Source organism: Nocardiopsis valliformis DSM 45023 (assembly GCF_000340985.1).
Taxonomy (GTDB): Bacteria; Actinomycetota; Actinomycetes; order Streptosporangiales; family Streptosporangiaceae; genus Nocardiopsis; species Nocardiopsis exhalans.
The window spans coordinates 1-26,379 of record NZ_ANAZ01000002.1 but is presented as its reverse complement, the minus strand read 5'-3'; the positions used below and the strand labels follow the sequence as shown (position 1 = coordinate 26,379).

Genomic DNA, 26,379 nt, shown 5'->3' with positions numbered 1-26,379 from the left:
TCTAAGAAAAGTAAATGAATTCGAACTTCAGTCGCTCATTTTACCTCTACTGGTTTTCAGACGCAAGTCTCATCACATCAGTCGCTTTCGTCGGGGTCATTATCCAGCTGATCGCCGTCGAGACCCTCGTATTGGATCCTTCTGCGGTCTCCGCGATCGTCGCAGCTCAAGAGATGGCGTGGCTCGTCATAGGCCTTCCTCTGGGCGTGTACATCGACCGGCTCCGCCGAAAGAAGAAGTTGCTCTCACTCGTGGGTCTGGCGCAGGTGGCCATCGGGTTCACCATCGCATTCCTAGTGATGAACGAACTGGTCAACTTTGTTTGGCTCATAGCTCTTTCTTTCGTGATTGCCTGCCTGGGGGTTGTTTTCGAGATCGGCAGTCAAACGATGATTCCGCGCCTTGTGGAAAAACCCTTGCTGGTCAAGGCGAACTCGCGGGTCGGCAGTACACAAACTGCAGCACAGATCTTGGGCCCTCCTCTCGGGAGTGCGGCGTTCGGTTGGCTGGGACCCGGCATCAGTTCGCTTCTGCATTCCGGAGTATCGGCTGTGAGCGCTGCGATGATGGGTGCGACACGTGAGCCCGCGGCCGACGAACGCACGAAGGCGAAAGTCTGGTGGCGGGAGCTCGTCGATGGGCTCCGGTACGTCTTCATTACCTACGAACTACGTAATCTCACACTTGCCAGTGCAGCGGTCAATTTCGGAGGAGGCCTGCTGCAGGCAGTCCTGGTCATGTTCCTGATCCGCGACCTGGATGTTCCAACGGCCTCTGTCGGACTCTTCGTTTCCGTCGGTGCTCTCGGCGGACTTGTTGGTGTGATTTTCTGTGGCAGGCTGGCGGAGAGGTTCGGAGCGAAGACCGTCCTGAACAGCTCGTTCATCAGCATAGCGGCCGCCGGAGTCGGAATTGGAATAAGCTCCCTCCTCCTGAGTGAGTGGGTATTCGGCCTTTCGTACATGGTGTTCAACTTCGGCATCGGCCTGTTCAGTATCGTTTCGATGGCCTACCGGCAGGCCGTGTGTCCCGAAGAATTGATGGGAAGGATGGTCAGTGCGACTAGGCTGGTCAGCTGGGGGGTCATCCCTATCGGGGCGCTGACAAGCGGAATGCTGGCGGAGGCGGCATCGGTACCTATGGCTGTCCTTTCTGGGGCGGTCCTCCTGGTCGTTGCGGGTGCTCTCGGAGTCCTCTTCTCCAGGGCGTTCGGGCGACTGGAGTGAGGCGGAAGACCCTCGGCGCCGGGGTTCCGGGTGTGGACGTGCTGCAGGGCAGGAGCCGCAGCCCCTGCCACCTCGCGGCTGAGGCTGTGAGAGGGCCAGTCGCTTGGGTTCGCCGCTGCCTTCCGGGGCGGCATCGGCTCGTAGGCGCGCTGGTACCACGCCGAACACGGCCCGTCGCCACCCCGTTCGTCCTGGCCCGGCCTCCGGCCGCCGAATTCCCCGAAAGGCGGGGAGCGGGCCGGGCCGTCCGCGTGACAGTGCAGGATCTGTGCCCGTCGGCACGGCAGGATCGACTCGGATCCAAACATGCTTTCGAACCGAGGGGCGACGAGCCGATCACGTCCGAGGCCCCCGAAACCCCAACGACGCAGTCGGCGGACAGTCGCTACCTCCCATGGCTGGACGGCATGTCCAGGACCTCCGCGTGGAAGGTGTCGCTGCGGCCCATCGACTCGGCTGCGGCCGGTTCGGTGCCGACCGTTCTGCGCCCCCGTCGGAGCTGCTGGTGTCGGCCGTGCTGCCGACCGGATGGGCGGCGAGGCGCTCGAGGCCGCGCTACAGCGGTTGCCGAGCAGCACCTGGGGTCCCGTCCCGTGTCGACGGAGACTGCTGAGGCGCCCCTCGCGCGGGTCCGGGCTGGTGGTGTCGGTCCACACCCTCCTCGCCCCGGTGCGGCCCACCCGGGACGGGCCCTGGCTCTGGGACGGGTCCGCCATGGCCGGGACCCGCTGGGTGCGGTGCATCAGCCGACCTCCTTAATGGAGTCGAGCGCCTGCCGGAAGTAGTCCTTGAACACCCAGGGCTGTTTCAAAGTCGGGTGAGGTCGGGATCAGCGCTGGTCACGCGAGTCCGAGAAGGCCGAGCGGGCGGCTCAAAGCCTCGTAGGACACCCAACGCACCGCCTCGGGGATGCTCGTGTGCCCCAGCTCTGCCAGCAGCGGGATCACCAGGTTGCGCAGCATCGCCATGTTCTGCGGACCGTGCCCGGTCCGCACCCGCGAGGCATCCTCACCAAAGTTCACGTCCCGTACATGATGTAGCGCCTCGATCCGGCAATGACCCCGCACCAGGCCCGCCAACCGGGCAGCGTCGGCCCGCTCGGCGGGCAAGCTCGTGATGACGTAGGCGTAGGTACGCCGCACCCGCCCGGTGGCCAACTCCTTGACCCACCGGTGGACCCGCAGCACCTGCGCCGCGTGAGGGAACGCGATCCGGGGTGCGGTGAGCACCTTGACCGTGCGCCTCTCGACCCGCCCGTGCCCGCGCCCTATCTCGGTGAACAGGGCGGGTGCCTTCGCCCATGGAAGCGCTTTGACCTGGTCGAACAAGTTCGGCTGGTTGCGTTTGACGGTGAGCACGTAGTGGGCCTTGCGCTCGCTGACCAGGTGATCGGCGGTTTCGGTCTGGGTGTGCAAAGCGTCGGCGGAGATCACGCTGCCTTCGATGTCCAAGTCGTCAAGGACGTCGGCGAGCGCGGGGATCTCGCTGGTCTTGTCCGCTACACGGATCTGAGCGGCGACGTGTCCGGTGGGGGTCATCGCGGCCAGCAGGTGCATGGCCTGGTGGTCGCGGGTGCGTGAGCCCCGCACGCTCTTGCCGTCGATGATGAGCACGGCCAGGTCGGCGGCGGTGGTCATGCGGGTCAGGGCGGTGGGGTCCAGGCTGGTCAGCACCCGTCGGATAGTGGCCGCTGAGGGGGCGGTGGTGCGGGCTCCCAGCCGGGCCAGGGTGTGCTGGGGTGCGTTGGTCGCCCATGGGCCGATCGCGGTCAGGGAGCGGGCTCCGGCCAGCACCGCGCACAGACAGACCAGGACGATGCAGCCCAGGCGGTGGCGGTGGCCCCTCCGGTCGCGAGGATCGGCTTCTTCCTCTGCGGGCGCGGGCAGGGCGGAGGCGGGCATGGCAGACTTGGGGTGCAACGGAGTCCTTGTGAGGCCAGGGGTGTGAGAGTTCCTGACCTTCTACCAGGGCTCCGTTGTTGTGTTCAAGGCGCTTGGCTCACGCTGAAACGCTCCTGTGACCAGGGGCGATGTCGCCCGTCACCGACTTTGCAACACCCCTGTAGTGAGAGGGGATAACCGAAAAGCGGAGACGTATCTGTTGGTATGGAGGAGCCCGGGGCGCCCCAGTTCTTGGTTGCCGACCCGAGTTGCTGAAGGTCTCCGATCGGATACGGCGACGGACGCTGCCTGTCCCCAAAGGCCAGGAGCGCTTGTCCTTGGCCTCTAGCCCCAGGGCTCCGGCAAAGTCAGGTCTGTAGGAGTCTGAGCGGGCGAGCCTCGTCGCGGATCATGTGACGGTTGGCCTCGGCGATGTTGTCGAACCCGGCCGCTCTCAGCAACCCGATCGCGGTGTTACGCAGGGTCGCCATGACCTGAGGAGCGCTGCCCGCGCGCACCTGGGAGCGATCCTCGTCGTAGGTCACATCCCGCACGTGGTGGAGCTTGTTGTGCGAGTCGGCCAGGGGTGCGGCTCCAACATTTCGGCTGGTCGTTTCCCCTGGCCGCTCGCCCGAACCCGGCGTGCCAGTTTCCCGGCACCGGGCTCTCCACGAGTCCCTCAGACGGAAGGGACTACCCCTGGCCGGATAGTCCACGGGGTCGGGATCGCTTTACCCCGATACCGGTACCGGATGATGGATACCTTGGCGGGGTTGAACAACTCCACACCCTCGGCAGCAAAGCCCCACTGGTTGTGGGGCGTGCCGTAGGTGCGGGCGATCCACCTCCAGTTCTTGCGACGATGTCGACGTCGCAGCCACTTCCAGACACGGTGCCACACGTAGTGCTCCAGATCGCTGAAGGCGATCTTGGAGGCCCCGTGCCGGAAGTATGTGGTCCAGCCCCGCAAGAGCAGCCCCAACCGGATGAAGATCTTGCGAGGCTCCATGTTCATGGTCTGCCGTCCTGTCAACGCCTTGACCTTGGACCTCACCGACTTGACGGCCTTGTCCGAGGGGTAGGAGTAGATCCGGCGACGGTCTGTTCCCCACTGGGTATGCCGTTGGATACGGAACCCGAGGAAGTCGAACCCGTCGTCGATATGGACGGTATGGGTCTTGTCTTCCGCCAGGCGTAGCCCGATCTTCGCGGCCACGTCTGCCACTTCCACGCGCAGTGCTTGGGCATGCTCGCGAGTACCGAACACCACCACGACCAGGTCGTCGGCGTACCTCACCAGCCGGTAGGTCGCCCCTCCCTGTTTGCGGTGACGGCGCCGGGCATACTCGTTCACGTGCGTGTTCCACTCCGCGTCGAAGTGCTCGTCGATCACGCTCAGAGCGATGTTGGCGAGCAGTGGTGACAAGATCCCGCCTTGTGGCGTGCCCGCCGGTGTCTCACGCAAGAGCCCCTCACCGGTGAGGATCCCTGCGTGCAGGAACGCCTTGACCAGTGCCAGGACCCGCTTGTCGGAGATCCGCCTGCGCACCCTGTCCATCAGAGCGGTGTGCGAGATCTCGTCGAAGCAGTTCGCGATGTCGGTCTCCAGAACCCACTCGTATCCCATACGGGTGTGGTGCCTGATGTCCTCGATCGCGTCCTGCGCGCGTCGTTTGGGCCGAAACCCATAGCTCGACGAGCTGAACCCGGTCTCGAAGATCGGTTCCAGCACGAGCTTGAGCGCGGCCTGCACGACCCGGTCACGGGCCGTGGGGATGCCCAGGCGTCGCAGCTTTCCCCCGGACTTGGGGATCAGCCGCTCAGCCACGGGCAGCGGGGTGAATGTGCGGGCCTTCAGATCTTCGCGGATCCGGGACAAGAACCCGGCGATGCCGCCGACGGAGTTCTCGATCTCCGGACCGGTCCACCCGTCGATCCCAGCAGTGCGTGCCCCCACGTTGTCCCGTACCCGGCGCCATGCTTGGAGCAGAAACGCCGGTTCGGCCACAAGGTTGAACAGATCATCGAACACACGGCCTGGGTCGGCCGCCGCCCGTTCGTGCAGCTTGGACTGAATCCCCAGTACCCGCGAAGCCGCCGTAGCGGCATCGAACGGAACGCCGGTGTTCACCGGCGTGGCTCCTGACATTTCCTCTCCTTGCTGCGATGACTCGCTGCGGCCCTTCCCCATGCGGACGGTGTTACCGTCCTCGGAGTACTACGGCCGCTCCGCCCCGCGCAGGGCCCGACAACGGACAGCGTGTCTGCCCACCTGGCCGCTGGTTGCGGCGATAGGTGCGGGCAGGCCCCACACGGTTCCCATGTTCACTTCGCTCCGGTCGCCACGGGAGGGACCCGGCTATACCCCGGCGGTCGTCGCCCCACCCGCAGACTCGCGGGGCGACCTGTCCGGTGCGGTTGGAGACCACATCGGACGGGAGCCTGCTTATCGAAACAGCCCGGCCCGCACCGCAGTCCCGCCCCATATCCACCAGGTTTGGTTCTGGCGCAGTTTCTGTGGAGCGGTCACACACCGTGACCACCTTCAGGCCAGGAGGACGCGCTTGCGCAGCAGGGCGAACCCCGCACGCCCGTACATCTGCCGCTTGAGCATCTTGATCCGGTTCACGTTCCCCTCGACCGGACCAGAACTCCATGGCAAGGTCAGTCCGGCCCGCACCGCGTCCAGATCACGCCCCAGCCCGTCGATGAACGAGCGCAGCGCAGGAAGGTCCACAACACGCGCCTCGGCGCGCCACTGGTCCAAACGTTCACCCTTGTGTTGGGTGAGGATCTGCGCGAAGGACCGCACGTGGCCTACCAGGGAGCCCAGATCGGGGCACTGCTCGGCCACGTGCTTCAGGCGCAGGCGCTCCTCCTCGTCCAGGACTTCGGGTGGGCACATGATCCACCCCGCCACCTCGCGCGCCCGTGGCGGCTTCGGCCCGGCTGGTTGGGCTCGGGACCGTTGGGGTTTGAGGTAGGCGCGCACCATCCCGTACCCGCCGGGGTAGCCGCGTTCGCGGACCTCCTCGAACAGCTTCCAGGCGTTGGTGCACCCCTCGTCCCACCGCTGGTCGAGGTAGGGCTTGTAGGGGTCCACCTTGCTTGAGCGGCTCTGCCACTGGCCTCGGAACAGCTCCTGTGGATCCGTCGCTCGGGCGTAGCGGACCACGGTGGTGGAGCCCATGCCCAGGTGGCGTTGGATCGACCGGTGGTTGTGCCCCTTGGCGAGCAGGTCGTGGACGGCGGCGTGGGTCTCTCGGACGCGGTCGGCGAACCGGTGCCCGGTCGGCCAGGGCGAGGCCGATACTTCCCCGGCCTGTGCTTCTTCTTCTGCGGTGTCGTTCTCGTCCTCGGACTCTGCCGGGGCGGCGTGCAGGCAGGTCCGGTGGGCGGAGACGCAGCGCTCGACGGCCTGGTCCAGGTTCGCCCACAGGTGCCACCGGTCGGCGACCTGTACCGCTTGGGGCGCCCCCTGGTCGGCGGCCTCGGCGTGGAAAGTGGCCCGGTCGCGGTACACAACCTCGATCTCGGGGTGCTGGCGCAGCCACGCGGTGACCGTCTGCGTCTCTCGGTCGGGCAGCAGGTCGATCGGGCGGTGGGTCTCGACGTCGACCAGCACCGTGCCATAGACCCGCCCCTTGCGCAGCGCGAACTCGTCCAACCCGACCACACGCACCCGCCCCGGGAAGGGGACGGGCCGCTCGGTGACCTGTCGCAGGACCGTGCTCCGGCTGACAGGGATCGCCAGATGGGCTCCGAGGAGGCGGGCGGCGGCACGTCCGGCCAGGGCCAGCCCCGTCGAGGACAGCACGGCCCGCAGTCGCTCGGTCCACCGGCTGTGGGGGCGGGTCAGACCGTGTACCTGCTCGGTGAAGGTCCGCCGATCGCACTCTTGGGCGGGGCACAGGAACCGGCGCACGAGCAGCCGCAGCCGTACCGCCAGCCCAGCGGCGGGCAGGTCTGCTGGGTTGCGCCAGTAGGAGCCGTGAACGCGCTGAGACCACCGGGAGCAGTCCGGACTGAGGGCGCCGTCACCGGACGCTCTGGCCTCGATCGACAACGCTTTCTCCGTGGTTTCCACGTTGGTGACGGTGATGTCGATGTTCTCGGGGAACAGTGCCTGGGTGAGCCATGAGCAGACTTCGTCCATGGCGTTCGAGGTTGTCGGCGGGGCACTGAAGACGGGGCGGATTCCGCTAAATCACCCCGAAGTCTCACGGTGTGTGACCGCTCCACAGAAACTGCGCCAGAACCCACACTCACGAACAGAACCAGCCGTCGAGGCGAAGAAGTGCCGCAGGCTCTTCGTGTTGACCTCGGGTCGGACTTGGGAGATGCGCCGCGCCGTGCTGAAGGCGTTGGCCCAGCTGGAGTGTGAGAGGGGGACATTCCTCAGGTGCTCGGCGCCCTGCGGGAAACGGAGCCTGAGACACTCCCGACGCATTCCCCGGAGGTAGTAGCCGCCCGGAGTAACGCCGTACCGCTTCTTGTGCTCTTCCATACGAGAGACCAGCTCATCGCTGATCGGCGTGTCACGGTACTCGCCCTGAAGCCGGTGCTTGAGCGGGCCGAACTCACCGTGCTTGGTCCACTGCTGCTTGAGACGGTAGATGTTGCCCTCCCGGAGGCAGGAGGCGTTGGCGGCCAGGATCTCGCCCAGGCGGAGCCCGCACCCTGCTCCGAGGTAGATCCCCAGGCCCAAGTGGGGCGGCATCGCCTCGGCGAGAGCATGGATCTCCTGCGCGGTGGGCAGGCAGAACTCGCCGAGGGGCTCAGGTGGCAGGGGGATACGTGTCACCGGGTTCTCGGAGATCATCTTCTCCAGGCGGGCTTCCTCGAAGACCATGTGCAGCAGATCCCGTGTCACCTTGAGGCGCTGGTAGGTGAACCCCGTGTCGATGAGGCGCTTGAACTGGCCCAGCACGTGCGGAGAGCGAGCGATGCGGTTCACCGGAAGCCGGCCCAGTTCGGGGTAGACGTGGTTCTCCAGGATGCTGCGGTAGTTGAGCTGGGTATTCTTGCCCAGGTCGATACGGCCCTGCAGGTAGTCATTGGTGAACCGTTCGAAAGTCGGCCCCGAGCGGCGGCCGGCGCGTGAGCCAAGTGCTTCGATGAACGTTGGCCCTGTTGATCTCCTGTAGGCGACCTTCCGCCAGGCGGCGGGTCCACGCCTGGCCGGAACCTTCCTCTCGGGGCCTGCCGTTGAAGCGGTACCGGATGTGCCACCCGTGCTTGCAGCGCGTCTGGTCAGCGCACTCACAGCGCTTGAAGAGGCTGCCCTTGCCGTGGCCGAGGCTGATCGGCTTCTGGGGCACTTTTCTGCTCCCTCGTCAGTGAGACAGGAGCTGGTGGTCGTTGAACGACTCCGCTGCGGTTTTCCGTCAGGGCCCGCGGTTCCCTTCGACCACCAGACTCGGCAGAAGCCCCCGGCAAGCCTCAGCGCCTGGTTCGACGAGCCGGAGTTGCGACGTGCCCTGTAGCTTTCTTGTCCCAAGTTCTAGGAGAGGTCTGGGGTGCGAGCTCTGAGTGATCATCGCCGCAAGGCGGCGTTCGTCGAGGGCATCAGATTCGAACTCTGACTGGCAGGCCTAGTGGCTGTGAGTAAAGGCCTAATCACATGCTTAGAATATGCTTTGTCTGCCAATCAGGCATTATGTCCTTTTTGGATTCCAATTGCCGTGCAATTCCACCAGCAGTACCTGTCCGACGCCAAGAACCCCAACGGTTACTGCGGCATCGGTGGTACCGGCAACAGCTGCCCGATCGGAGTGGCCTCTGCCGACGACTGACCCCGCCTCCCGCGCCGCTGTGCCGGGGAAGCGCTGCTGACGACCGCCGCGGCTCCGCCCGCGGTGTGCGTTAGCGTTCGCCCATGGACTGGATCGATCGGATTGCCTCGGTCAGGCGCTGGGGGAGAAACGGCTACCGTGCCCCGCACAAGCCGCTCCTGCTGCTGTACGCGCTCGGTGACCACCAGCGGCATGGTGCGCGGCAGATTCCCTACAGCGAGGCTGAGCAACGGCTTTCGGTCCTGCTCGAGGAGTTCGGCCCGCCCCGGCGGACCTCACCGGCCTACCCGTTCCACCATCTGACCAGTGACGGGTTCTGGTGTGTCGACACCGTCGCCGGTGAGGGTTCTCCGGGGGCGAGTCCCGGGCTGCTGCGCCGCAGTCAGGCCCGGGGGAGTCTGGTCCCGGAACTGGCGGAGGCACTGGACCGTGAGCCCGGGCTGCTGGAGCGTCTGGCGCACTTCCTGCTGGAGAGCAATTTCGAGCCCTCCCTGCATACAGAGATCTCCACCCTGGCGGGCCTCACGCTGGCCGGTACCCCGCTGAGTACTCGGGACGAGCGGCTGGGCGCGCGCCGTGACCCGGGGTTCCGTGACGAGATCCTCGTCGCCTACGAGTACCAGTGCGCGTTCTGCGGATACGACGGCTGGATCGACGGCTTCTCCGTGGGACTGGAGGCGGCGCATGTGCGCTGGTGGGCACTGGGCGGGCCGGACGAGGTGGACAACGGGCTGTGCCTCTGCTCGATCCACCACCGTCTTTTCGACAGGGGGGTCCTGGGCCTGTCCGAGGACCTGGGAATCGTCGTCTCCACACGTTTCGTGGGGCGCTCTCCCGCAGCCGAGGGGATGGTTTTGGACCTCTCGGGGAGACCCGCGGGAAAGCCGCAGGCGGGGCTGTCCACCATCGGTCGTGAGTACGTTGCCTGGCACACGCGTGAGGTCTTCCGAGGGCGGGCTCGAACAGGGGTGGAAGCCGGTACCTCTACCTGACCCGGTTCGGGCGGCCCCGCAGCGGAAGCCGGGTTGCCCAACAAGGTAACGGAATGATATCGGTGGGGGGTGCGAGTAGAAAGTGTGCCCAGCGGTGCCCCGGCCCCCGCCCCACCCGCCCCGACCACTTCGTGGATGGAGTTCGCCCGCGTCGCCGCCATGGCCGCGGTCGTCGTCGTGCACGCCTACTCACCCCTGGTGAGTACCATCCACGCCGACCTCGGCGGCCCCACCTGGTGGACCGCCAACGTCGTGGACGCCGCACTGCGCTGGTGTGTGGCGGTCTTCGTGATGATCAGCGGCGCGCTCCTGCTGCGCCCGCGCGACGAGGAGCCGGGCGACTTCTACCGCAAGCGCTGGGCCAGGATCGGCGTGCCCCTGGTCGTGTGGACCGTCGCCTACCTGGCCTGGCACCAGTGGCGTGAGGGGACCGACCTCTCCCACGCCCTCTCCCAGGCCGCCTCGGGTTCGCCCTCGATCCACCTCTACTTCCTGTACGTCATCGCGGGCCTCTACCTCTTCACCCCGTTCCTGCGGACGGTGGTGGCGCACACCTCGCGTACGGGTCTGTGGTGGTTTGCCGGGGCGGCTCTCGCGGTGGGCTTCGCCGATCAGGCGCTCGCGCTGGCCGACGGGGCGGGCGGCGTCACGGCCGTCACCCGGTTCGTGCCCTTCCTCGGCTACTACCTGCTGGGGTGGCTGCTGCTGAACACCGACAGCGGGCCCCGGGCCGTACGTACGGGGGTCGTGGTCTTCATCCTGGGCGTGGCCGGTACCGCGGCGGGGGCCGGGGCGGCCGCACTCTCCGAGGGGGAGTGGGGCACTGGAGGTGAGTACTTCTACGACTTCCTCTCCCCGCCGATGATCCTCGCCGGTGTGGGCGCCTACCTGACCCTGCGTGCCGCGGGCACCCGCCTGGCACAGGCGCGGAGCCCGATGGCGGAGACCGCCCGCCGGGTCGTGAGCGCCGTGGCCGGGTTGAGCTTCGGCGTCTACCTGGTGCACGTCATGGTGCTGTACACCCTGCGGGACCTGTGGGGGATGCCCGAGGGGTTCCTCACGCTGTTCGCCGCCGCTGGCTACGCCGTCGCGACCGCCGTGATCAGCCTCGTGCTGGTGGCCCTCGCCCAGCGGGTCCCGCTGGTGCGCGCCACCGTCTGAGCCGGAGCCGGTCGCTTCGGGGTGGTCCGGGTCAACCGTGCCCTGTCTCACGGAGCGCATCCAGGCGCTCGCGGTACTCCTTCGTGTCGATCTCTCCGCGCGCGAAGCGCTCGGACAGTACCGTCGCGGGCGTTCGGGCCTCCGTCGGCGCGGTGGACCGGCTCTCCCTGAGCAGGTGCCTGGTGAGCGCCACTATCGCGAGAATGATCAGGATCCACAGCAGGACCATCCCGACGGTCATGAATCCGAACGTCCAGCCGCCCATTCCTTCGTATCCCCAGCCGTGCATGACCGCAGTCCCCTCCTCGGGTTCCCTCCTATCAGAGTGCGTACCCGCAGTTCACGGCGTCCAGTGCCGGAGGCCCCCGGGGCCGGGACGAAGGTCCCGCCGTCCGGCGCCCGCCCGGGGGACTTCCGCGAGTGAGTCCGGGCGCTGAACCTTTGTACGCGTGACCCGTGTAAGGGCCGGACAAGTACGGCGGGAACCAGAGATACTGGGGGGAGAGGACGCGGCACGGTGGGGCGGACGCTCGACGCCGCTGGAAGGGGACGCAGTGACAGGCGAGCACGGCCCGGGAGAGCCCGGTCCATTATCAGGAGTCGCCTCGGAGCAGGCCCTGCACCACGCCGCACAGCAGATCCAGGACCTGGTGCGCACGCAGGGGAGGATGAACTCCCTGCTGGAGGCGGTGCTGGCGCTCAGCCAGGACCTGGAGCTCTCCGCCGTGCTGCACCGGGTGGTCACCACCGCGATGGACCTGGTCGGAGCCCGGTACGGTGCCCTCGGCGTTCTCCATGAGCAGGGCAGCGGCCTGTCCCAGTTCATCCCGGTCGGGTTGAGCCAGGAGGAGATCGAGCACCTGGCGGGGGTCGAACACCCCACCGGGCAGGGGCTGCTCGGCCGCATGATCCACCAGCGCGAACCGCTGCGGATCCAGGACATCGGCGCACACCCCGACTCCGCCGGTTTCCCGCCCGGCCACCCACCCATGCGCACCCTGCTCGGAGTGGCGATCAGCGTGCGCGGGCGCGTCTACGGCAACCTGTACCTGTCCACCCGGCACGACGGCCTGCCCTTCGACGTGCAGGACGAAGAGGTGGTCACGGCCCTGGCCGGTGCCGCTGGTGTCGCCATCGAGAACGCCCGCCTGTTCGAGGAGGTCCGCTCGGGAGCCGAACGCTTCCAGCGCCTGCTGCTGCCGCGCCTGACCGATCTCGGGCCCTTCGACGTGGCCGCCGTCTACCGCCCCGCCAGTGAGGGCCGCCACCACCTCGGCGGAGACTGGTACGACGCCCTGATGCTTCCCGACGGCGCCTGCGCTGCGGTGATCGGCGACGTGGTCGGCCACGACCTGGTCGCCGCCGCGGCCATGTCCCAGACCCGCAGTATGCTGCGCGCCCTGCTGTACGACCGGGGCACCCCCGCCAGCAAGGTGCTGGCCCAGCTGGACCACACTCTGCACGCCATCACGGAGAACCCGGTGACCACGGCCTGCCTGGCCAGGATCGAACCCGCGGACCGTGGTTGGGATCTGTGCTGGAGTACAGCCGGCCACCCGCCGCCCCTCCTGCTCGCCCCCGGCAGTGAACCCCGCTATCTGGAGGCGGAGCCCGGACTGCCGCTCGGCGTGGACGTGGCGTTCGACCGCCCGGACCACCGGTGCGCGCTGTCGGTGTCGACGACGGTGGTGCTCTACACGGACGGTCTGGTCGAGCACCCCCGCCACTCCCTCGACAGGGGAATGGACGCCCTGGCCGAGGTCGCCGCCAAACACGCGGAGGGATCCTTGGCGGAGTTGTGCGAGGCCCTGGTGGCGAACGCACCCGGGGACGGACACGACGACGTTGCGGTCCTGGCGCTGCGTACGCCCGCCGTCCTGCCCGTCGTGTAGGCCCCGAAAGGCCCTTGTTATCCTTCCGGGGCCAGTCGTACCACGTAGGTGGTCAGGGAATCCGGTGCGAATCCGGAACTGACGCGCAGCGGTGTGGGGGACGGGCGGGGTACTGACGCCACTGGGGCGCGGGCACGCGGACGGCGACGTCCGCACGGCACCGACCTTGGGAAGGCACCTCGTCCGGAGGAACCCGAGTCCGAAGACCTGCTGGCCCCTCCGCGTCGAGTGCGCGGAGGCGCTCCCATGCCAGGCTCCGCGTTCGAGCCTCCGACACCCGAGGCATGCCCATGTTCCGCCACGGACCATCCCCCGTAGCCCTCCTCGTCCTGCCCGCCCTCCTGCTCACCGCCTGCGGTACCGGCCAGGCTGAATCCGACGGGGGGACGGGCGCCGCCGCGGCCGACGGCGGCTACCCCCGCACCATCGACAACTGCGGTTACGAGGTCACCCTCGACGCGCCCCCGGAACGGGTGGTCTCCCTCAACCAGGGCACCACCGAGATTCTCCTCTCCCTGGGACTGGAGGACCGTGTGGCGGGCACCGCCACCTGGACCGACCCGATCATGGAGGGGCTGGAGGAGGCCAACGCCGACATCCCCCGGCTGGCGGAGAACAACCCCTCGTTCGAGCGGGTCCTGGAGGCCGAACCCGACTTCGTCACGGCCTCCTTCGTTTCCACCCTGGGCACCGGAGGAGTCGCCAGCCGGGAGCAGTTCGAGGAGCTCGGTGTGTCCACCTACGTCTCCCCGACCGACTGCGACGCGGGCAAGGACAACAGCAGCGGGGGAGACGGCTCCCGCAGCGAACAGCTCACCCTCGACGCGGTCTACGGCGAGATCCGCGACCTCGCCCTCGTCTTCGATGTCGAGGAGCGCGGCGAGGAACTCGTCGGGGAGCTCCAGGAACGGGTGGAGGAGGCGACCCGGGACCTGGACGCCTCCGACGTCTCCCTCATGTACTGGTTCGCCAACTCCGAAGCGCCCTACCTGGCGGGCTGCTGCGGTGCACCCGGCGCCATCACCCGTGCGATCGGCGCCGAGAACGCCTTCGACGACACCCACGACGAGTGGCCCCAGATCAACTGGGAGACCGTCGCCGACCGCGACCCCGACGTGATCGTGCTCGGCGACCTGACCCGTGAGTCCCAGACCGCGGAGACCGCCGAGGCCAAGATCGCCTTCCTGGAGGGCAACCCGGCCACCAGCAACCTCACCGCGGTCCGTGAGGAGCGGTACGTCCTGCTCAGCGGTCAGGCCATGAACCCCGCCATCCGGACCGTGGAGGGGGTCGAACTGGTCGCCGAGGGCCTGCGCGAGCTCGGGCTCGCCCAGTGACCCGTGCGCGACTGGCGCTCCTCACCGGCGGCGGCCTGGTGGTACTGGCCGCCTCGGTCTCGGTGGCGGTGACCATCGGCCCCGCCGACATCACCCCCGCCGAGGTCTGGAGGTCGGTGGCCGCGCGGCTCGGCTTCGGGCAGAGCCCGCTGTCGCCGCTGCGCGAGGGCATCGTGTGGAACCTGCGCCTGCCTCGGACCCTGCTCGCCGCCGTGTGCGGGGCGGGTCTGGCCCTGTGCGGCGCGGTCATGCAGTCGCTGCTCCGCAACCCCCTGGCCGACCCCTTCGTGCTCGGAGTCTCCTCGGGTGCCTCGACCGGTGCGGTCGCCGTGATCGTGCTCGGCTGGGGTGTGGGGGTGGTCTCGATGTCGGCCGGAGCCTTCGTCGGTGCCCTGCTCTCCTTCGGGATGGTGATGCTGCTCAGCCACACCCTCGGCGGCAGCATGGACCGCGTCGTACTGTCCGGGGTCGCGGCGATGCAGCTGTTCTCCGCTCTGACCTCGTTCATCGTGCTGACCTCGGCTGACGCCGAGACCACCAGGGGCGTGCTGTTCTGGCTGCTGGGCTCCCTCAGCGGTGCGGGCTGGTCCGACGTGTTCCTGTGCGGGTCGGTGCTGTTCGTGGTGCTGGCCGTCTGCTTCGCCAACACCACCACGCTCGACGCCTTCGCCTTCGGGGAGGAGGCCGCCGCGAACCTGGGGGTGCGTGTCACGCATGCCCGCATCGTCCTGTTGAGCGTCACCGCCCTGCTCACCGCCGTCCTGGTCAGCTCGGCCGGGGCGATCGGGTTCGTCGGGCTGGTCCTGCCGCACGCGGCCAGGGCGCTCACCGGTTCCGCGCACGCCCGGCTCCTGCCGGTGACCGCCCTGGCGGGCGCCATCTTCCTGGTGTGGGTGGACACGGTCGCCCGTACCGCGCTCGACCCGCAGGAGATCCCGGTGGGGGTGGTGACCTCGCTCATCGGGGTGCCCGCCTTCATCGCCGTGCTGTACCGAGCCAGGAGCAAGACGTGAACGACTCGGACCGTCTGGTCGCGACGGATGGGCTCAGGACGGAGGGCGGGCTCAGAGCGGAGCGGGTCAGCCGTGAGGTCGGCGGCAGGCTCGTACTCGACGACGTGACCATCGCGCCCCGCCCGGGCGAGACCATCGGCCTGCTGGGCCCCAACGGCTCGGGCAAGTCCACTCTGCTGAGGCTGCTCTCCGGGGTGCTCGCCCCGTCCGCTGGTGTGGTCACCCTGGACGACAGACCCCTGGCCAGGACCGGGCGCCGCGCCCTGGCACGGCGGATCGCTACCGTCCAGCAGAACGCGCACACCCAGACCGAGCTCACCGTCCGGGAGGTCGTCGCCCTGGGCCGCATCCCGCACCGCCGCGCCTGGGCACCGATGTCCGCGGTTGACCTGGAGGCCGTCCGGGGCGCGCTGGAGCGCGCCGGACTCACGGACCTCGCGGACCGCTCCTGGCACACCCTCTCCGGAGGCGAGCGCCAGCGGGCCCAGATCGCCCGCGCCCTCGCCCAGGAACCGGAGGAGCTCCTGCTCGACGAGCCGACCAACCACCTCGACATCCAGTACCAGATCGACCTGCTGGAACTGGTCGCGGGACTGCCGGTGACCTCGGTGATCGCCCTGCACGACCTCAACCTCGCCGCGATGTACTGCGACCGCCTGCTCGTGCTGAGGCAGGGCCGCGTCGTCGCCGAGGGCACACCCTCCGAGGTCCTGACCGTCTCCCTCATCGGTGAGGTCTACGGGGTGCGGGTCGAGGTCCTGGCGGGATCGGACGGCCCGGTGGTCCGTTTCCTGCGCAGATGAGACCGAGGGCGGGCCCGGCCCGTGGCCTCCGGGCTTCCCCGCCCGGGCGCGGCCGCCGGCCTCCCGTTAAAGTGTGAGTCCTTTGCTCGTGGTACAGGAACCCGGTGCGATTCCGGGGCGGTTCCGCCACTGTGATGCCCCGTCTCCTCACGGGGTGCAGCCAGACACTGGCCGCGGGCAGTCCGACCGCCGATGGGGCGAGAACCCCGAGGGAGGAATCCGACCATGACGGTACGGATCGCTCTGCTGTCCACCTCCGACACCGACCTGCTCTCCGCCCGTTCCAGCGGGGCCGAGTACGTCTGGGCCAACCCGTCCCGGGCCTCCGACACCGAACTCACCGGCGCCGTCGAGCGGGCCGACCTCGTGGTGGTGCGCCTGCTGGGCTCCTCACACGACCTGTGGCCCGGTCTGTCCGCCGTCCGCGAGCGGGGCACACCCCTGGTGGTCCTCAGCGGAGAACAGCAGCCCAGCGCCGAGCTGATGGAGCACTCCACCGTCCCGATCGGACTGGCCACCGAGGCCCACCGCTACCTCGCCGAGGGCGGCCCGGCCAACCTCGCCCGCCTGCACGCCTTCCTCTCCGACACCGTGCTGCTCACCGGTGAGGGGTTCGAACCCCCGGCCGCCCTGCCGCTGTGGGGCTTCCCCGAGCGAGACCGCCCGGCCGCCCCGGACCTGCCCCGGGTCGGGATCCTCTACTACCGGGCCCATGAGGCGGGCGGCAACACCGCCTTCGCGCACACCCTGGCCGACGCCGTCGACGCGACCGGGCAGGCCGTGGGCGTCCCGGTCTTCGCCGGGTCGCTGCGGTCGGCCCCCGACGACCTCTACGAGGCGCTCGGCGACCTCGACACCCTGATCGTCACCGTCCTGGCCGCGGGCGGCAGCGTGCCCGCCTCGGCGAGCGCGGGCGGCGACGACGAGGCGTGGGACGTGGAGCGCATGGCCGCCCTGGACATCCCTGTCATCCAGGGCCTGTGCCTGACCAGCTCGCGCGCGGACTGGGAGGCCTCCGAGGACGGGGTCACCCCGCTGGACTCGGCCACCCAGATCGCCATCCCCGAGTTCGACGGCCGCATCATCACGGTGCCGTTCTCCTTCAAGGAGATCGACGGCGACGGCCTGCCCCGCTATGTCGCCGACCCCGAACGCTGCACCCGGCTCGCGGGCACCGCGGTCGCTCACGCGCGCCTGCGGCACATCCCCGCCGCCGAGAAGCGGATCGCCCTCGTGCTGTCGGCCTACCCGACCAAGCACTCCCGCATCGGCAACGCGGTCGGCCTCGACACCCCGCGCTCCCTCGTGCGCCTGCTGCGCCGCCTGCGCCAGGAGGGCTACGACCTGGGCTCACCCGAGGACCTGCCGGGCCTGGACCTCACCGACGAGACCGAGGCGGGCGACGCCCTGATCCACGCCCTGATCGAGGCGGGCGGCCAGGACGAGGACTGGCTGACGTCGGTCCAGCTCACCGACGCCCACGTGCGGATCACGGCCGAGCAGTACGCCGCCTGGACCGAGGGTCTGCCCGCCGCCCTGAAGGAGGCGATGCGGGAGAAGTGGGGCCCCGGGCCCGGGAGCCTCTACGTCAACGACGCGGGCGAGCTGGTGCTGGCCGCCCTGCGCGCGGGCAACGTGGTCGTCATGGTCCAGCCGCCGCGCGGGTTCGGGGAGAACCCGATCGCGATCTACCACGACCCCGACCTGCCGCCCAGCCACCACTACCTGGCGGCCTACCGCTGGCTGGAACACGGGTTCGGCGCGCACGCCGTCGTCCACCTGGGCAAGCACGGTTCCCTGGAGTGGCTGCCCGGCAAGAACGCCGCCCTGTCGGCGGAGTGCGCCACCGACGCCGTCCTGGGCGACCTGCCCCTGATCTACCCGTTCCTGGTCAACGACCCAGGAGAGGGGGCCCAGGCCAAGCGCCGCGCGCACGCCACGGTCGTCGACCACCTCATCCCGCCGATGGCCCGCGCCGAGACCTACGGCGACATCGCACGCCTGGAGCAGCTCCTCGACGAGTACGCCAACATCGCCGCGATGGACCCGGCCAAGCTACCCGCGGTCCGGGGCGAGATCTGGGCGCTGATGCGCGCCGCCGAGATGCACCGCGACCTGGGCCTTGAGGAACGGCCCGACGACGAGGAGTTCGACGACTTCCTGCTGCACGTCGACGGCTGGCTGTGCGAGATCAAGGACACCCAGATCCGCGACGGACTGCACGTACTCGGTGAGGCGCCGGACGGGGAGACCAGGGTCAACCTGGTCATGGCCGTGCTGCGCGCCGCCCAGGTCTGGGGCGGCGTCGGTCAGGCGGTGCCGGGCTTGCGCGCCGCCCTCGGGCTCAAGGAGGACGCCCCCACCTCCGAGGTCGACGAGGTGGAGTCCCTGGCGCGCGGACTCGTGGAGCGGATGGAAGCGGCGGGCTGGGACCCGGCCGCCGTGGAGGGCCTGCACGACGACCCAGGGGTGCGCTCGGTCCTCGCCTTCGCCGCCGCCCAGGTGACACCGCGCCTGGCCCGGACCACCGACGAACTCGACCACGTCCTGCACGCGCTCGAAGGCGGGTTCATCCCCGCGGGCCCGTCCGGCTCTCCGCTGCGCGGGCTGGTCAACGTGCTGCCGACCGGCCGTAACTTCTACACCGTCGACCCGCGTGCTGTCCCCTCCCGGCTGGCTTGGCAGACCGGCCAGGCGATGGCCGACTCCCTGCTCCGCCGCCACCTGGAGGAGACCGGCACCTACCCGGAGTCGGTCGGCCTGTCGGTGTGGGGCACCTCCGCGATGCGCACCTCCGGCGACGACATCGCCGAGGTCCTGGCACTGCTGGGTGTGCGCCCCGAATGGGACGAGGCCTCCCGGCGGGTGTCCCGGCTGGAGGTGGTGCCGCTGGAGGAGCTGGGCCGACCGCGCGTGGACGTCACGGTGCGCATCTCCGGTTTCTTCCGCGACGCCTTTCCGCACGTCGTGGCCATGCTCGACGACGCCGTTCAGCTGGTCGCCGACCTCGACGAGCCCGAAGACCAGAACCACGTCCGGGCCCACACCCGGGCCGACCTGGCCGGGCACGGCGACCACCGCCGGGCCACCACCCGGATCTTCGGTTCGGCTCCCGGCTCCTACGGAGCGGGAATCCTACAGGTCGTGGAGTCGGGCAACTGGCGCGACGACGCCGACCTGGCCGAGGTCTACACGGCCTGGGGCGGCTTCGCCTACGGCCGGGGCCTGGACGGGGTCCCGGCCGCCGACGACATGCGCGCCAACTACCGTCGGATCAAGGTCGCGGCCAAGAACATCGACAGCGCCGAACACGACATCGCCGACTCCGACGACTACTTCCAGTACCACGGCGGCATGATCGCCACCGTGCGGGCGCTGACCGGCGCGGACCCCAAGGCCTACGTCGGCGACTCCACCAACCCCGACGCGGTGCGCACCCGGCCCCTGGCCGATGAGACCGCCCGGGTGTTCCGCGCCCGCGTGGTCAACCCCCGCTGGATCGCGGCGATGCGCCGCCACGGCTACAAGGGCGCCTTTGAATTGGCGGCCACCGTCGACTACCTGTTCGGTTTCGACGCCACCGCCGGGGTCGTGCACGACTGGATGTACGAGAAGCTCGCCGCCGAGTACGTGCTGGACGCCGAGACGCAGGAGTTCCTGCGCCGCTCCAACCCGTGGGCGCTGCACGGCATCGTCGAGCGGCTGCACGAGGCCGCCCGGCGCGGACTGTGGGCCGAGCCGGACCCGGAGACGATGCGGGCGCTCCAGGAGGTCTACCTGGAGGTCGAGGGCGACCTTGAGGAGAGGGCCGAGTGAGGGTACGGATCCTGGGGATCGGGATGGGTCCCCAGCACGTCACCGGTGAGGTCGCCGAGGCCCTGCGCGGCTGCGACTACGCCGTCGCCGTCCGCAAACGGGACGACGACGGCCTGTTCGCCCTGCGCCAGGAGGTCTGTGCGGCCTTCGGGGTGCCGCTGGTGGCGGTGCCCGACCCCGAACGCGACCGCGACGACCCCGCCGACTACCCGGGGGCGGTCGCCGACTGGCACGAGGCCCGCGCGGCCGCCTTCGAACGGGTGCTGGGCGAGCGCGGCGGCACCGCGGCCTTTCTGGTCTGGGGCGACCCCTCCCTGTACGACTCCACCCTGCGGATCGTGGCGCGCATCGTCGAACGCGGCAACGTCGCGCTCGACTACGACGTGCTGCCCGGGATCAGCGCCCCCCAGATCCTGGCCGCCCGGCACCGGATCGTGCTGCACGGGGTCGGGCGCCCGGTGCACGTCACCCCGGCGCGGCGGCTGCGCGAGGCCGTCGATGCGGGCCAGGACAACATCGTCGTCATGCTCAGCGGGCGGCACGGCTTCGAGGGCCTGGAGGACTGGTCCCTCTGGTGGGGTGCCAACCTGGGCGCCCCCTCCGAGGAACTGGTCGCCGGGCGGGTCGGTGAGGTGCTGCCCGAGATCGAGGCGGCCCGTCGGCGGGCCAGGGAGAAGGACGGCTGGGTGATGGACACCGCGCTGCTGAGGAGACCCGAATGAGCGGGACGGGCGGTCTGCTGGTCGCCGGGACCACCTCCGACGCGGGCAAGAGCGTGGTCACCACCGCCCTGTGCCGGGCCTTCGCGCGCCGGGGCGCGCGGGTGGCGCCGTACAAGGCGCAGAACATGTCCAACAACTCCATGGTCTGCCACGGCCCGGACGGGCGCCCGGCCGAGATCGGCCGCGCCCAGTGGGTGCAGGCGCTCGCCGCCCGCGCCGTCCCCGAACCCGCGATGAACCCGGTGCTGCTCAAACCGGGCAGCGATCGGCGCAGCCACGCCGTGCTGATGGGCCACCCGGCCGGGGAGGTGTCCTCCTCCGACTGGGAGGCGGGCCGCCGCCACCTGGCCGAGGCCGCGCACGCCGCCTTCGACGACCTCTCCGACCGCTACGACGTCGTCGTCGCCGAGGGGGCGGGCAGCCCCGCCGAGATCAACCTGCGCGCGGGCGACTACGTGAACATGGGCCTGGCCCGGCACGCGGGGATGCCCGTGGTGGTGGTCGGCGACATCGACCGGGGCGGAGTCTTCGCCGCCATGTACGGCACGGTGGCGCTGCTGGAGCCCGCCGACCAGGAGCTGATCGCCGGTTTCGTGGTGAACAAGTTCCGTGGCGACCACGGGCTTCTCCGGCCGGGCCTTGACGACCTGGAACGGATGACCGGGCGACGGGTGTTCGGGACCCTGCCCTGGGACCCCGGGCTGTGGCTGGACTCCGAGGACGCCCTGGACCTGGAGGGGCGACGGGCCGACGGGGAGGCGGCGCTGCGCGTGGCGGTGGTGCGCCTGCCCCGGATCAGCAACTTCACCGACGTGGACGCGCTCGGCCTGGAACCCGGGCTCGACGTGGTCTTCGCCTCCGGGCCGCGCGACCTCGCCGACGCCGACCTCGTGGTGCTGCCCGGCACCCGCTCCACCCTCGCCGACCTGGCCTGGCTGCGCTCGCGCGGCCTTGACGACGCGATCACCGAACACGTGCGCCGAGGGCGTCCGCTGCTCGGGATCTGCGGCGGGTTCCAGATGCTCGGCCGCACCGTCACCGACCCCGAGGGCGTCGAGGCCGCACCGGGGTCCTCGGCCGAAGGTCTGGGCCTGCTGGACGTGCGCACCGACTTCACCGCCGAGAAGACCCTGCGGCTGCCCGAGGGCGAGGCGCTGGGTGCACCCGCGCACGGCTACGAGATCCACCACGGACGCCTCACCGTGGGCGGGGGAGTGGAGGAGTTCCTGGGCGGAGCGCGTTCGGGCAACGTCTTCGGCACCATGTGGCACGGCAGCCTGGAGGGCGACGCCTTCCGGGCCGCGTTCCTGGCCGAGGCGCTCGGGTACGGGCCGTCCGGGACGGACTTCCCAGCCGCGCGCGAGCGGCGCATGGACCTGCTCGCGGATCTCGCGGAGCGCTACCTGGACGTCGACGCGCTGCTGGAGCTGGCCCGCGAGGGTGCGCCCGCCGGACTTCCCCTGCTCGGACGGGAGTTCGCACGATGAGGATTCTGCTTCTGGGCGGCACCTCCGAGGCCCGTGAGCTGGCCGCGCTGCTGTTTGAGGCCGGTGTGGACGTGACGACGTCGCTCGCCGGACGGGTGGCCCGGCCGCGCCTGCCGGTGGGGAAGGTGCGGATCGGCGGGTTCGGGGGCGTGCCCGGACTGCGCGCAGCCCTGGCCGACTACGACGCGGTGGTGGACGCCACCCACCCCTTCGCGCTCGGGATGACCGCGAACGCGGCGGCGGCCTGCACGGACCTGCCGCTGCTGCGCCTGGAGCGGCCGGGCTGGGAGCCGGATCCGGCGTGGCACTACGCCGACACCCACGAGGAGGCTGCGGGACTCGCCGCCGGACTCGGGGAGCGGCCGTTCGTGACGGTCGGCCGCCAGGAGCTGGCCCGCTTCGTGCCCGACCTGGGCGAACGAGCGGTCCTGGCCCGGGTGGTGGACGTGCCCGAGCTCGAACTCCCGGACGCCTGGCGGCTGCTGACCAGCCGGGGGCCATATCGGCTCGAAGGCGAGTTGGAGCTGATGGTCGGGCACCGGGCGGACGTGCTCATCACTAAGGACTCCGGCGGTACCTACACCTGGCCGAAGATGGAGGCCGCGGGGAGGTTGGGCGTCCCGGTCGTGGTGGTGCGGCGCCCGCCCGGGCCGGAGGGCGTGCCCACGGTCCACAGGGTGGCGGAAGCGTTCGAATGGGTGTCCGGGCTGGAGTGAGCGAAGGCCGTCAGCCCGTCTCCCGTAGCTGTCAGCGGGCGAACCGCTTCTTCAGTCCGTCGGTGTCCAGCGTGATCCCGGTACCGGGGATCCCGACCTCGTCGCCGTAGACGTGCCTCGACCGGTCCTGGTACTCACCGCGTTCGGGCCGCGAGTGCACCACCACGGCGTTCACGTCGCGGTCCACCAGCAGGTAGACGGGGATTTCGGTGGCGGCGTAGGCGGCGGGTTTCTCGACCCGCTCGCGGGCATGGGTGTCGGCGTTCCAGGAGGTCACCTCGATGACCGCGAGGACCCCCTTGGGGTCGGCCCACCCGCCTTTGCCGTCGAAGTGGCCGACCGGGGCGAGAACGCCGTCGGGGCGGGCCCGACCATTGCGGTAGGTGTCGATCTTCAAGCCTTGGCCCTGGAGAAGGTCCAGGTCGGTCCGGTGCGCCATGAACTGGCGGAACAGCCACGTCAGGATGCTGTTGTGGTCTCCGTCGGCCCCGCCTTCGGCCCAGATCTTCCCGTTGATGAATTCGAGTTTGACGTCTTCCTGCTCGGCTGCCAGAGCGATCGGCTCGAACTGCTGAACGGTGACGGACGGGTGGGGCGGCGGGTGGTGGTCGGTGACGGTCATGGCGGGCTCCTAAGCGGCAGTCGCGGTGACCGACAGTTCGAAGCGGATGCGTTCGGCCGCGAGGGCGACGGCGAGACGGTCGGGGACCGAGGGGGGAAACTCTCCGGTGTTCTTCGCGCGCTGGACGGATGCCTCCCAGACGTGGTCTGCGATGGGCATGTTCGTCTGTTTCCGGACGGGAGAGCGCTCGGTCAGCGCGGTGTCGGGAATGCGTCCCTCGGCGTAGAAGCGGAGCAGGGTCTCCATCACACGGGCTGCGGACAGTCCGGCTTCGTCCGCGGTGTTCTGCACGGCCCGCCATGCGTCGGGGCCGACCTGTGGGCGCTTGACGGGGCGAGTGGCCTTCCGGCTGGTGCTTGGCATGGATGGATTCCTCGGGCGTCTACGCGGTCCTGGGCCCAAGACAGGGCCGACTCATGTGTTGAGCCAATACTCATCGTAAGATAAGGCTTGTCTTTAAGTGGCGTCAAGAACATCGCCCAGAGGGTCGGACCTGGTGGTGCGGCGCTTGTCGGGCCTTCAGGATGCGCCCACGGTCAACAAGGTGGCGGAAGCGTTCGACCAGGTGACGGGCCAGCAGCGACCCTTCGGGGGATCCCCGGGGACACTTGGTGCCTGTTTGTGGGCGGGTGCGGGTGGTTCCCCCTTCCCCGCCGCGTGAGTGTGGCCGTCTCCGCTTCGCGCGTCAAGGTCCTCGCTTCGCTCCGGGCGCTCCACCTTGACCCGCACGCCACGGGCGGCGGGTTGGCGGCTATCGGGGAAGGGGGGAGTGTGGTCGGGGTCCAAGACGGCCCCGGAAGGGGCCAACTGCCCCGGCCTTCGGCCGGACGACCCCCTCTTCCCCAGACCGCCGCTCAACGCCTGGCCGTGTCGCGGCCGGTCATTCGCTCCTGCGAAACAGCGGTAGCGGAGTAGCGGCAGAGGAAGGATGCAGGGGACAGGGGTAGGAGCAGCGGTCCACAGGGCGGGTAAGGGCTGTTCGGGACGGTGGAAGGCCGGGGCCGGTGGCCCGTGGGCCCGAAACCTGCATCCCTGCCTGTCCGCTGCTTCCAAAACCCCTGTATCCCAGGTGATCTTGCTACCAGAGGCGAGTTCGGCGCCGAACTCGCCTCTGGTAGCAAGATCACGGGAAGGGAGGGGTCCAAAACTGCTGGGGGACCGAAGATCCGGCTGTACCGCCCCCAGACCGGTCAGTCCGGTGGGACGCGCCCGGACCCTACCCGGCTGCTCGGGCCCTTCGTCGCCCACCCGTCACTGGATGGGGACGCGCCTGCCGAGAAAGCCAGAGGGACGGGCGGGAATCCGGCCGGCCACGGCCGGACCGGGGTCCGGGCCCGGGCGAAGCCCGGGCACCGTGCATCCCCGACCACACCTCCCCCGTTTCCCGACAGCCGCCAACCCGCCGCCCGTGGCGTGCGGGTCAAGGTGGAGCGCCCGGAGCGAAGCGAGGACGTACGACCTTGACGCGTGCGGTGCGGGCGGCCACACTCACGCGGCGGGAAAGGGGGGACCCCAGGAGCGCTCGGTTGACCTTGGGGGAGCAGCGATAGCCGGGCGTCCGCGCTTTCGGCTGGTCAGCGGTAGAGGGCGGCGGAGAGGAAGCTGCTCCACTCGGAACTGGGGAAGGGGAGGTGCCCGGCGGCGGGGTGTTTGGAGTCGCGGACAGCGGCGCCGCAGGGGAGGTCGGCGACCTCGACACACTCCTGCCCCTGGGCGCTGTAGCTGCTCTTCCGGAAGCGGGCGGGGATGTGCGCGACCTCGACACAGTTCACATCCTGTGCGCTGTAGCTGCTCTTACGGAACTCCAGAATCATTCTTGTTCACCCTCCATCGACGCCTTGACGCTCGCGATGCTCCGCATGGACGCGGTCGACGATAGCGCGATGCCCTGAACATTGCTGAAAGCCATGTTGTAGCGCTTGATGTCGCTTTCTTGTTCAAGGTACAGACCGTCTGCGGCTGTACTGACGTAGACGATCGTAGGGTCCCTGGGCTCAGGGAAGTCCAGGATGGTGAAGGCGCCTGCCATGCCAAGATGGGCTCCGCTGCTCAGGGGAAGCACTTGGATGTCGATGTTATGTCGGATCGCAAGGTGTTCCAGATGTTCCAACTGTTCGATCATGACCTGACGGTTGCCCACAAGACGGAGCAAAACGGCTTCGTCGATGACCGCTGTCATGTGAGGGGCGTTGACGCGGGAGAGGATCTGCTGGCGCGCGAGTCGAGCTTCGACCTGTCTGCTGATGCTCGGATCTTCGGTGGCTCGACCCCCCTTGAAGATCTCTTCCGCATAGTCAGGTGTTTGGAACAGACCAGGGATCACCTGGGCTTCGTAGGTGCGTATCGCCGATGCTTCTGCTTCGAAGTCAGGGAGCGTGTGCTCGCTGAAGACATCTTTGTATCGGGACCACCAACCTTTCTCCTTGGATTCGCGCGATAGCTGATGCAGTCCCGCACGGCTCTCCTCGTCCAGGTCGTAGAGGTCCGCGAGCGCGTCCAAGTCCCGAGCACGGGTTCGCCTGGATTCTGCGGTTTCGATCTTGCCGATGGTTGCCCGGGGTACATCAGACCTCTTGGCGGCCTCATCGAGGGTGTAGCCGTGCTCTTCACGTAGACGCCGTAGCTCGAAGCCCAGACGCCTGCGACGGATGGTGGGGCTGTAGGGGCGATGCATGGGACCAACCTAGCAAGAATCTTTTCCGAATCTCAGCAAAGCGATTGACAACTGAGATTCGCAGTTTCAGTATGGAGATGTAGTCAGTGACCGATGGATCACACAGGGTTCATGTCGGTCAGGCTACGCCTCGCCCGTTCCGCGCAGCACGTCAATCGCGAACCTCCCCCACGGGTACCCAGCACGACCCTCTGCTCATGTCCTGCCATGCCAAGGAGTGTGTTCGTCATGCCGTCAACCGCA

At 69.0% G+C, this 26,379-nt stretch carries 21 protein-coding genes, 1 pseudogene and 2 riboswitches; of the genes and pseudogenes, 12 read left to right on the top strand and 10 right to left on the bottom strand.

Annotated elements, in window-relative coordinates:
• The first annotated feature begins 14 nt into the window (after positions 1-14).
• A complete protein-coding gene (locus D457_RS0100740; protein WP_017578722.1) occupies positions 15-1,226 on the top strand; it encodes an MFS transporter in 1,212 nt (403 codons plus the stop codon).
• An 839-nt stretch (positions 1,227-2,065) separates the two neighbouring features.
• On the opposite strand, the gene D457_RS0100735 is transcribed toward D457_RS0100740, so the two are convergent.
• The 5 genes from D457_RS0100735 to D457_RS0100715 form a co-directional block, all read right to left on the bottom strand.
• A complete protein-coding gene (locus tag D457_RS0100735; protein ID WP_239645973.1) occupies positions 2,066-3,145 on the bottom strand; it encodes an ISAs1 family transposase in 1,080 nt (359 codons plus the stop codon).
• Positions 3,146-3,474: 329 nt separating this feature from the next.
• Positions 3,475-3,660, bottom strand: coding sequence for a hypothetical protein (locus D457_RS0100730; protein WP_204367435.1), 186 nt, complete (start codon positions 3,658-3,660; stop codon positions 3,475-3,477).
• Between the two features lie 125 nt (positions 3,661-3,785).
• Entirely contained in the window at positions 3,786-5,255 is a 1,470-nt protein-coding gene (ltrA, locus tag D457_RS0100725; protein WP_017578719.1) for a group II intron reverse transcriptase/maturase, read from the bottom strand.
• A gap of 396 nt (positions 5,256-5,651) precedes the next feature.
• A complete protein-coding gene (locus tag D457_RS0100720; RefSeq protein ID WP_017578718.1) occupies positions 5,652-7,262 on the bottom strand; it encodes an ISL3 family transposase in 1,611 nt (536 codons plus the stop codon).
• Positions 7,263-7,313: 51 nt separating this feature from the next.
• On the bottom strand, positions 7,314-8,063 hold the full coding sequence (locus D457_RS0100715; RefSeq protein WP_020480257.1) for a site-specific integrase: 750 nt from the start codon (positions 8,061-8,063) through the stop codon (positions 7,314-7,316).
• Between the two features lie 724 nt (positions 8,064-8,787).
• On the opposite strand from D457_RS0100715, the pseudogene D457_RS35500 reads away from it, so the two are divergent.
• From D457_RS35500 to D457_RS35490, 3 genes and pseudogenes are all read left to right on the top strand, one after another.
• A pseudogene (locus tag D457_RS35500) lies at positions 8,788-8,901 on the top strand (peptide-methionine (S)-S-oxide reductase MsrA); the annotation flags it as partial.
• An 83-nt stretch (positions 8,902-8,984) separates the two neighbouring features.
• Entirely contained in the window at positions 8,985-9,893 is a 909-nt protein-coding gene (locus D457_RS35495) for a phosphorothioated DNA-binding restriction endonuclease (protein ID WP_017578716.1), read from the top strand.
• Between the two features lie 135 nt (positions 9,894-10,028).
• Positions 10,029-11,054: an acyltransferase gene (locus D457_RS35490; RefSeq protein WP_017578715.1), complete on the top strand. Its 1,026-nt coding sequence runs from the start codon at positions 10,029-10,031 to the stop codon at positions 11,052-11,054.
• Between the two features lie 31 nt (positions 11,055-11,085).
• Here the strand turns inward: D457_RS35490 and D457_RS0100695 are convergent, their stop codons facing one another.
• Positions 11,086-11,343, bottom strand: coding sequence for an SHOCT domain-containing protein (locus tag D457_RS0100695; protein WP_017578714.1), 258 nt, complete (start codon positions 11,341-11,343; stop codon positions 11,086-11,088).
• A 265-nt stretch (positions 11,344-11,608) separates the two neighbouring features.
• Here D457_RS0100695 and D457_RS0100690 point away from each other — a divergent pair, with 265 nt between their 5' ends.
• The 8 genes from D457_RS0100690 (at position 11,609) to D457_RS0100655 (ending at position 22,840) form a co-directional block, all read left to right on the top strand.
• Positions 11,609-12,946: a PP2C family protein-serine/threonine phosphatase gene (locus D457_RS0100690; protein WP_026116188.1), complete on the top strand. Its 1,338-nt coding sequence runs from the start codon at positions 11,609-11,611 to the stop codon at positions 12,944-12,946.
• A 15-nt stretch (positions 12,947-12,961) separates the two neighbouring features.
• A riboswitch (cobalamin riboswitch) is annotated at positions 12,962-13,175 on the top strand.
• A gap of 61 nt (positions 13,176-13,236) precedes the next feature.
• Positions 13,237-14,283 (top strand): ABC transporter substrate-binding protein, encoded by a 1,047-nt coding sequence (locus D457_RS0100685; protein WP_017578712.1) that lies wholly within the window; start codon positions 13,237-13,239, stop codon positions 14,281-14,283.
• Positions 14,280-15,296, top strand: coding sequence for a FecCD family ABC transporter permease (locus D457_RS0100680; RefSeq protein WP_017578711.1), 1,017 nt, complete (start codon positions 14,280-14,282; stop codon positions 15,294-15,296). The genes D457_RS0100685 and D457_RS0100680 overlap by 4 nt, the downstream gene beginning before the upstream one ends.
• On the top strand, positions 15,293-16,099 hold the full coding sequence (locus D457_RS0100675; RefSeq protein WP_017578710.1) for an ABC transporter ATP-binding protein: 807 nt from the start codon (positions 15,293-15,295) through the stop codon (positions 16,097-16,099). Before D457_RS0100680 ends, D457_RS0100675 begins: the two co-directional genes overlap by 4 nt.
• 72 nt (positions 16,100-16,171) lie before the next feature.
• A riboswitch (cobalamin riboswitch) is annotated at positions 16,172-16,289 on the top strand.
• Between the two features lie 35 nt (positions 16,290-16,324).
• Entirely contained in the window at positions 16,325-19,915 is a 3,591-nt protein-coding gene (cobN, locus tag D457_RS0100670; protein ID WP_017578709.1) for a cobaltochelatase subunit CobN, read from the top strand.
• Positions 19,912-20,637, top strand: coding sequence for a precorrin-6A synthase (deacetylating) (cobF, locus tag D457_RS0100665; protein ID WP_017578708.1), 726 nt, complete (start codon positions 19,912-19,914; stop codon positions 20,635-20,637). Before cobN ends, cobF begins: the two co-directional genes overlap by 4 nt.
• Positions 20,634-22,124 carry a cobyric acid synthase gene (locus D457_RS0100660; protein ID WP_017578707.1) on the top strand — a complete coding sequence of 497 codons (1,491 nt, stop codon included), beginning with the start codon at positions 20,634-20,636 and terminating at the stop codon, positions 22,122-22,124. Before cobF ends, D457_RS0100660 begins: the two co-directional genes overlap by 4 nt.
• Positions 22,121-22,840 carry a cobalt-precorrin-6A reductase gene (locus D457_RS0100655; protein ID WP_017578706.1) on the top strand — a complete coding sequence of 240 codons (720 nt, stop codon included), beginning with the start codon at positions 22,121-22,123 and terminating at the stop codon, positions 22,838-22,840. Before D457_RS0100660 ends, D457_RS0100655 begins: the two co-directional genes overlap by 4 nt.
• A 31-nt stretch (positions 22,841-22,871) precedes the next feature.
• On the opposite strand, the gene D457_RS0100650 is transcribed toward D457_RS0100655, so the two are convergent.
• From D457_RS0100650 to D457_RS0100635, 4 genes are all read right to left on the bottom strand, one after another.
• The gene (locus D457_RS0100650) at positions 22,872-23,462 is read right to left on the bottom strand and encodes a Uma2 family endonuclease (protein WP_017578705.1); all 591 of its coding nucleotides are present in this window, start codon (positions 23,460-23,462) and stop codon (positions 22,872-22,874) included.
• 9 nt (positions 23,463-23,471) lie between these two features.
• Entirely contained in the window at positions 23,472-23,825 is a 354-nt protein-coding gene (locus D457_RS0100645) for a hypothetical protein (RefSeq protein WP_017578704.1), read from the bottom strand.
• Between the two features lie 1,211 nt (positions 23,826-25,036).
• A complete protein-coding gene (locus tag D457_RS0100640) occupies positions 25,037-25,276 on the bottom strand; it encodes a DUF397 domain-containing protein (protein ID WP_017578703.1) in 240 nt (79 codons plus the stop codon).
• Positions 25,273-26,136: a helix-turn-helix domain-containing protein gene (locus D457_RS0100635; RefSeq protein WP_026116186.1), complete on the bottom strand. Its 864-nt coding sequence runs from the start codon at positions 26,134-26,136 to the stop codon at positions 25,273-25,275. The genes D457_RS0100640 and D457_RS0100635 overlap by 4 nt, the downstream gene beginning before the upstream one ends.
• Positions 26,137-26,379: the final 243 nt, after the last annotated feature.

Bases quoted from the DNA above. Each gene is read 5' to 3' on its own strand.
- D457_RS0100740 (WP_017578722.1), top strand. From the start codon at position 15: ATGAATTCGAACTTCAGTCGCTCATTTTACCTCTACTGGTTTTCAGAC.
- ltrA (WP_017578719.1), bottom strand. From the start codon at position 5,255: ATGTCAGGAGCCACGCCGGTGAACACCGGCGTTCCGTTCGATGCCGCT.
- D457_RS0100720 (WP_017578718.1), bottom strand. From the start codon at position 7,262: ATGGACGAAGTCTGCTCATGGCTCACCCAGGCACTGTTCCCCGAGAAC.
- D457_RS35495 (WP_017578716.1), top strand. From the start codon at position 8,985: ATGGACTGGATCGATCGGATTGCCTCGGTCAGGCGCTGGGGGAGAAAC.
- D457_RS35490 (WP_017578715.1), top strand. From the start codon at position 10,029: ATGGAGTTCGCCCGCGTCGCCGCCATGGCCGCGGTCGTCGTCGTGCAC.
- D457_RS0100695 (WP_017578714.1), bottom strand. From the start codon at position 11,343: ATGCACGGCTGGGGATACGAAGGAATGGGCGGCTGGACGTTCGGATTC.
- D457_RS0100685 (WP_017578712.1), top strand. From the start codon at position 13,237: ATGTTCCGCCACGGACCATCCCCCGTAGCCCTCCTCGTCCTGCCCGCC.
- cobN (WP_017578709.1), top strand. From the start codon at position 16,325: ATGACGGTACGGATCGCTCTGCTGTCCACCTCCGACACCGACCTGCTC.
- D457_RS0100660 (WP_017578707.1), top strand. From the start codon at position 20,634: ATGAGCGGGACGGGCGGTCTGCTGGTCGCCGGGACCACCTCCGACGCG.
- D457_RS0100655 (WP_017578706.1), top strand. From the start codon at position 22,121: ATGAGGATTCTGCTTCTGGGCGGCACCTCCGAGGCCCGTGAGCTGGCC.
- D457_RS0100650 (WP_017578705.1), bottom strand. From the start codon at position 23,462: ATGACCGTCACCGACCACCACCCGCCGCCCCACCCGTCCGTCACCGTT.
- D457_RS0100645 (WP_017578704.1), bottom strand. From the start codon at position 23,825: ATGCCAAGCACCAGCCGGAAGGCCACTCGCCCCGTCAAGCGCCCACAG.
- D457_RS0100640 (WP_017578703.1), bottom strand. From the start codon at position 25,276: ATGATTCTGGAGTTCCGTAAGAGCAGCTACAGCGCACAGGATGTGAAC.
- D457_RS0100635 (WP_026116186.1), bottom strand. From the start codon at position 26,136: ATGCATCGCCCCTACAGCCCCACCATCCGTCGCAGGCGTCTGGGCTTC.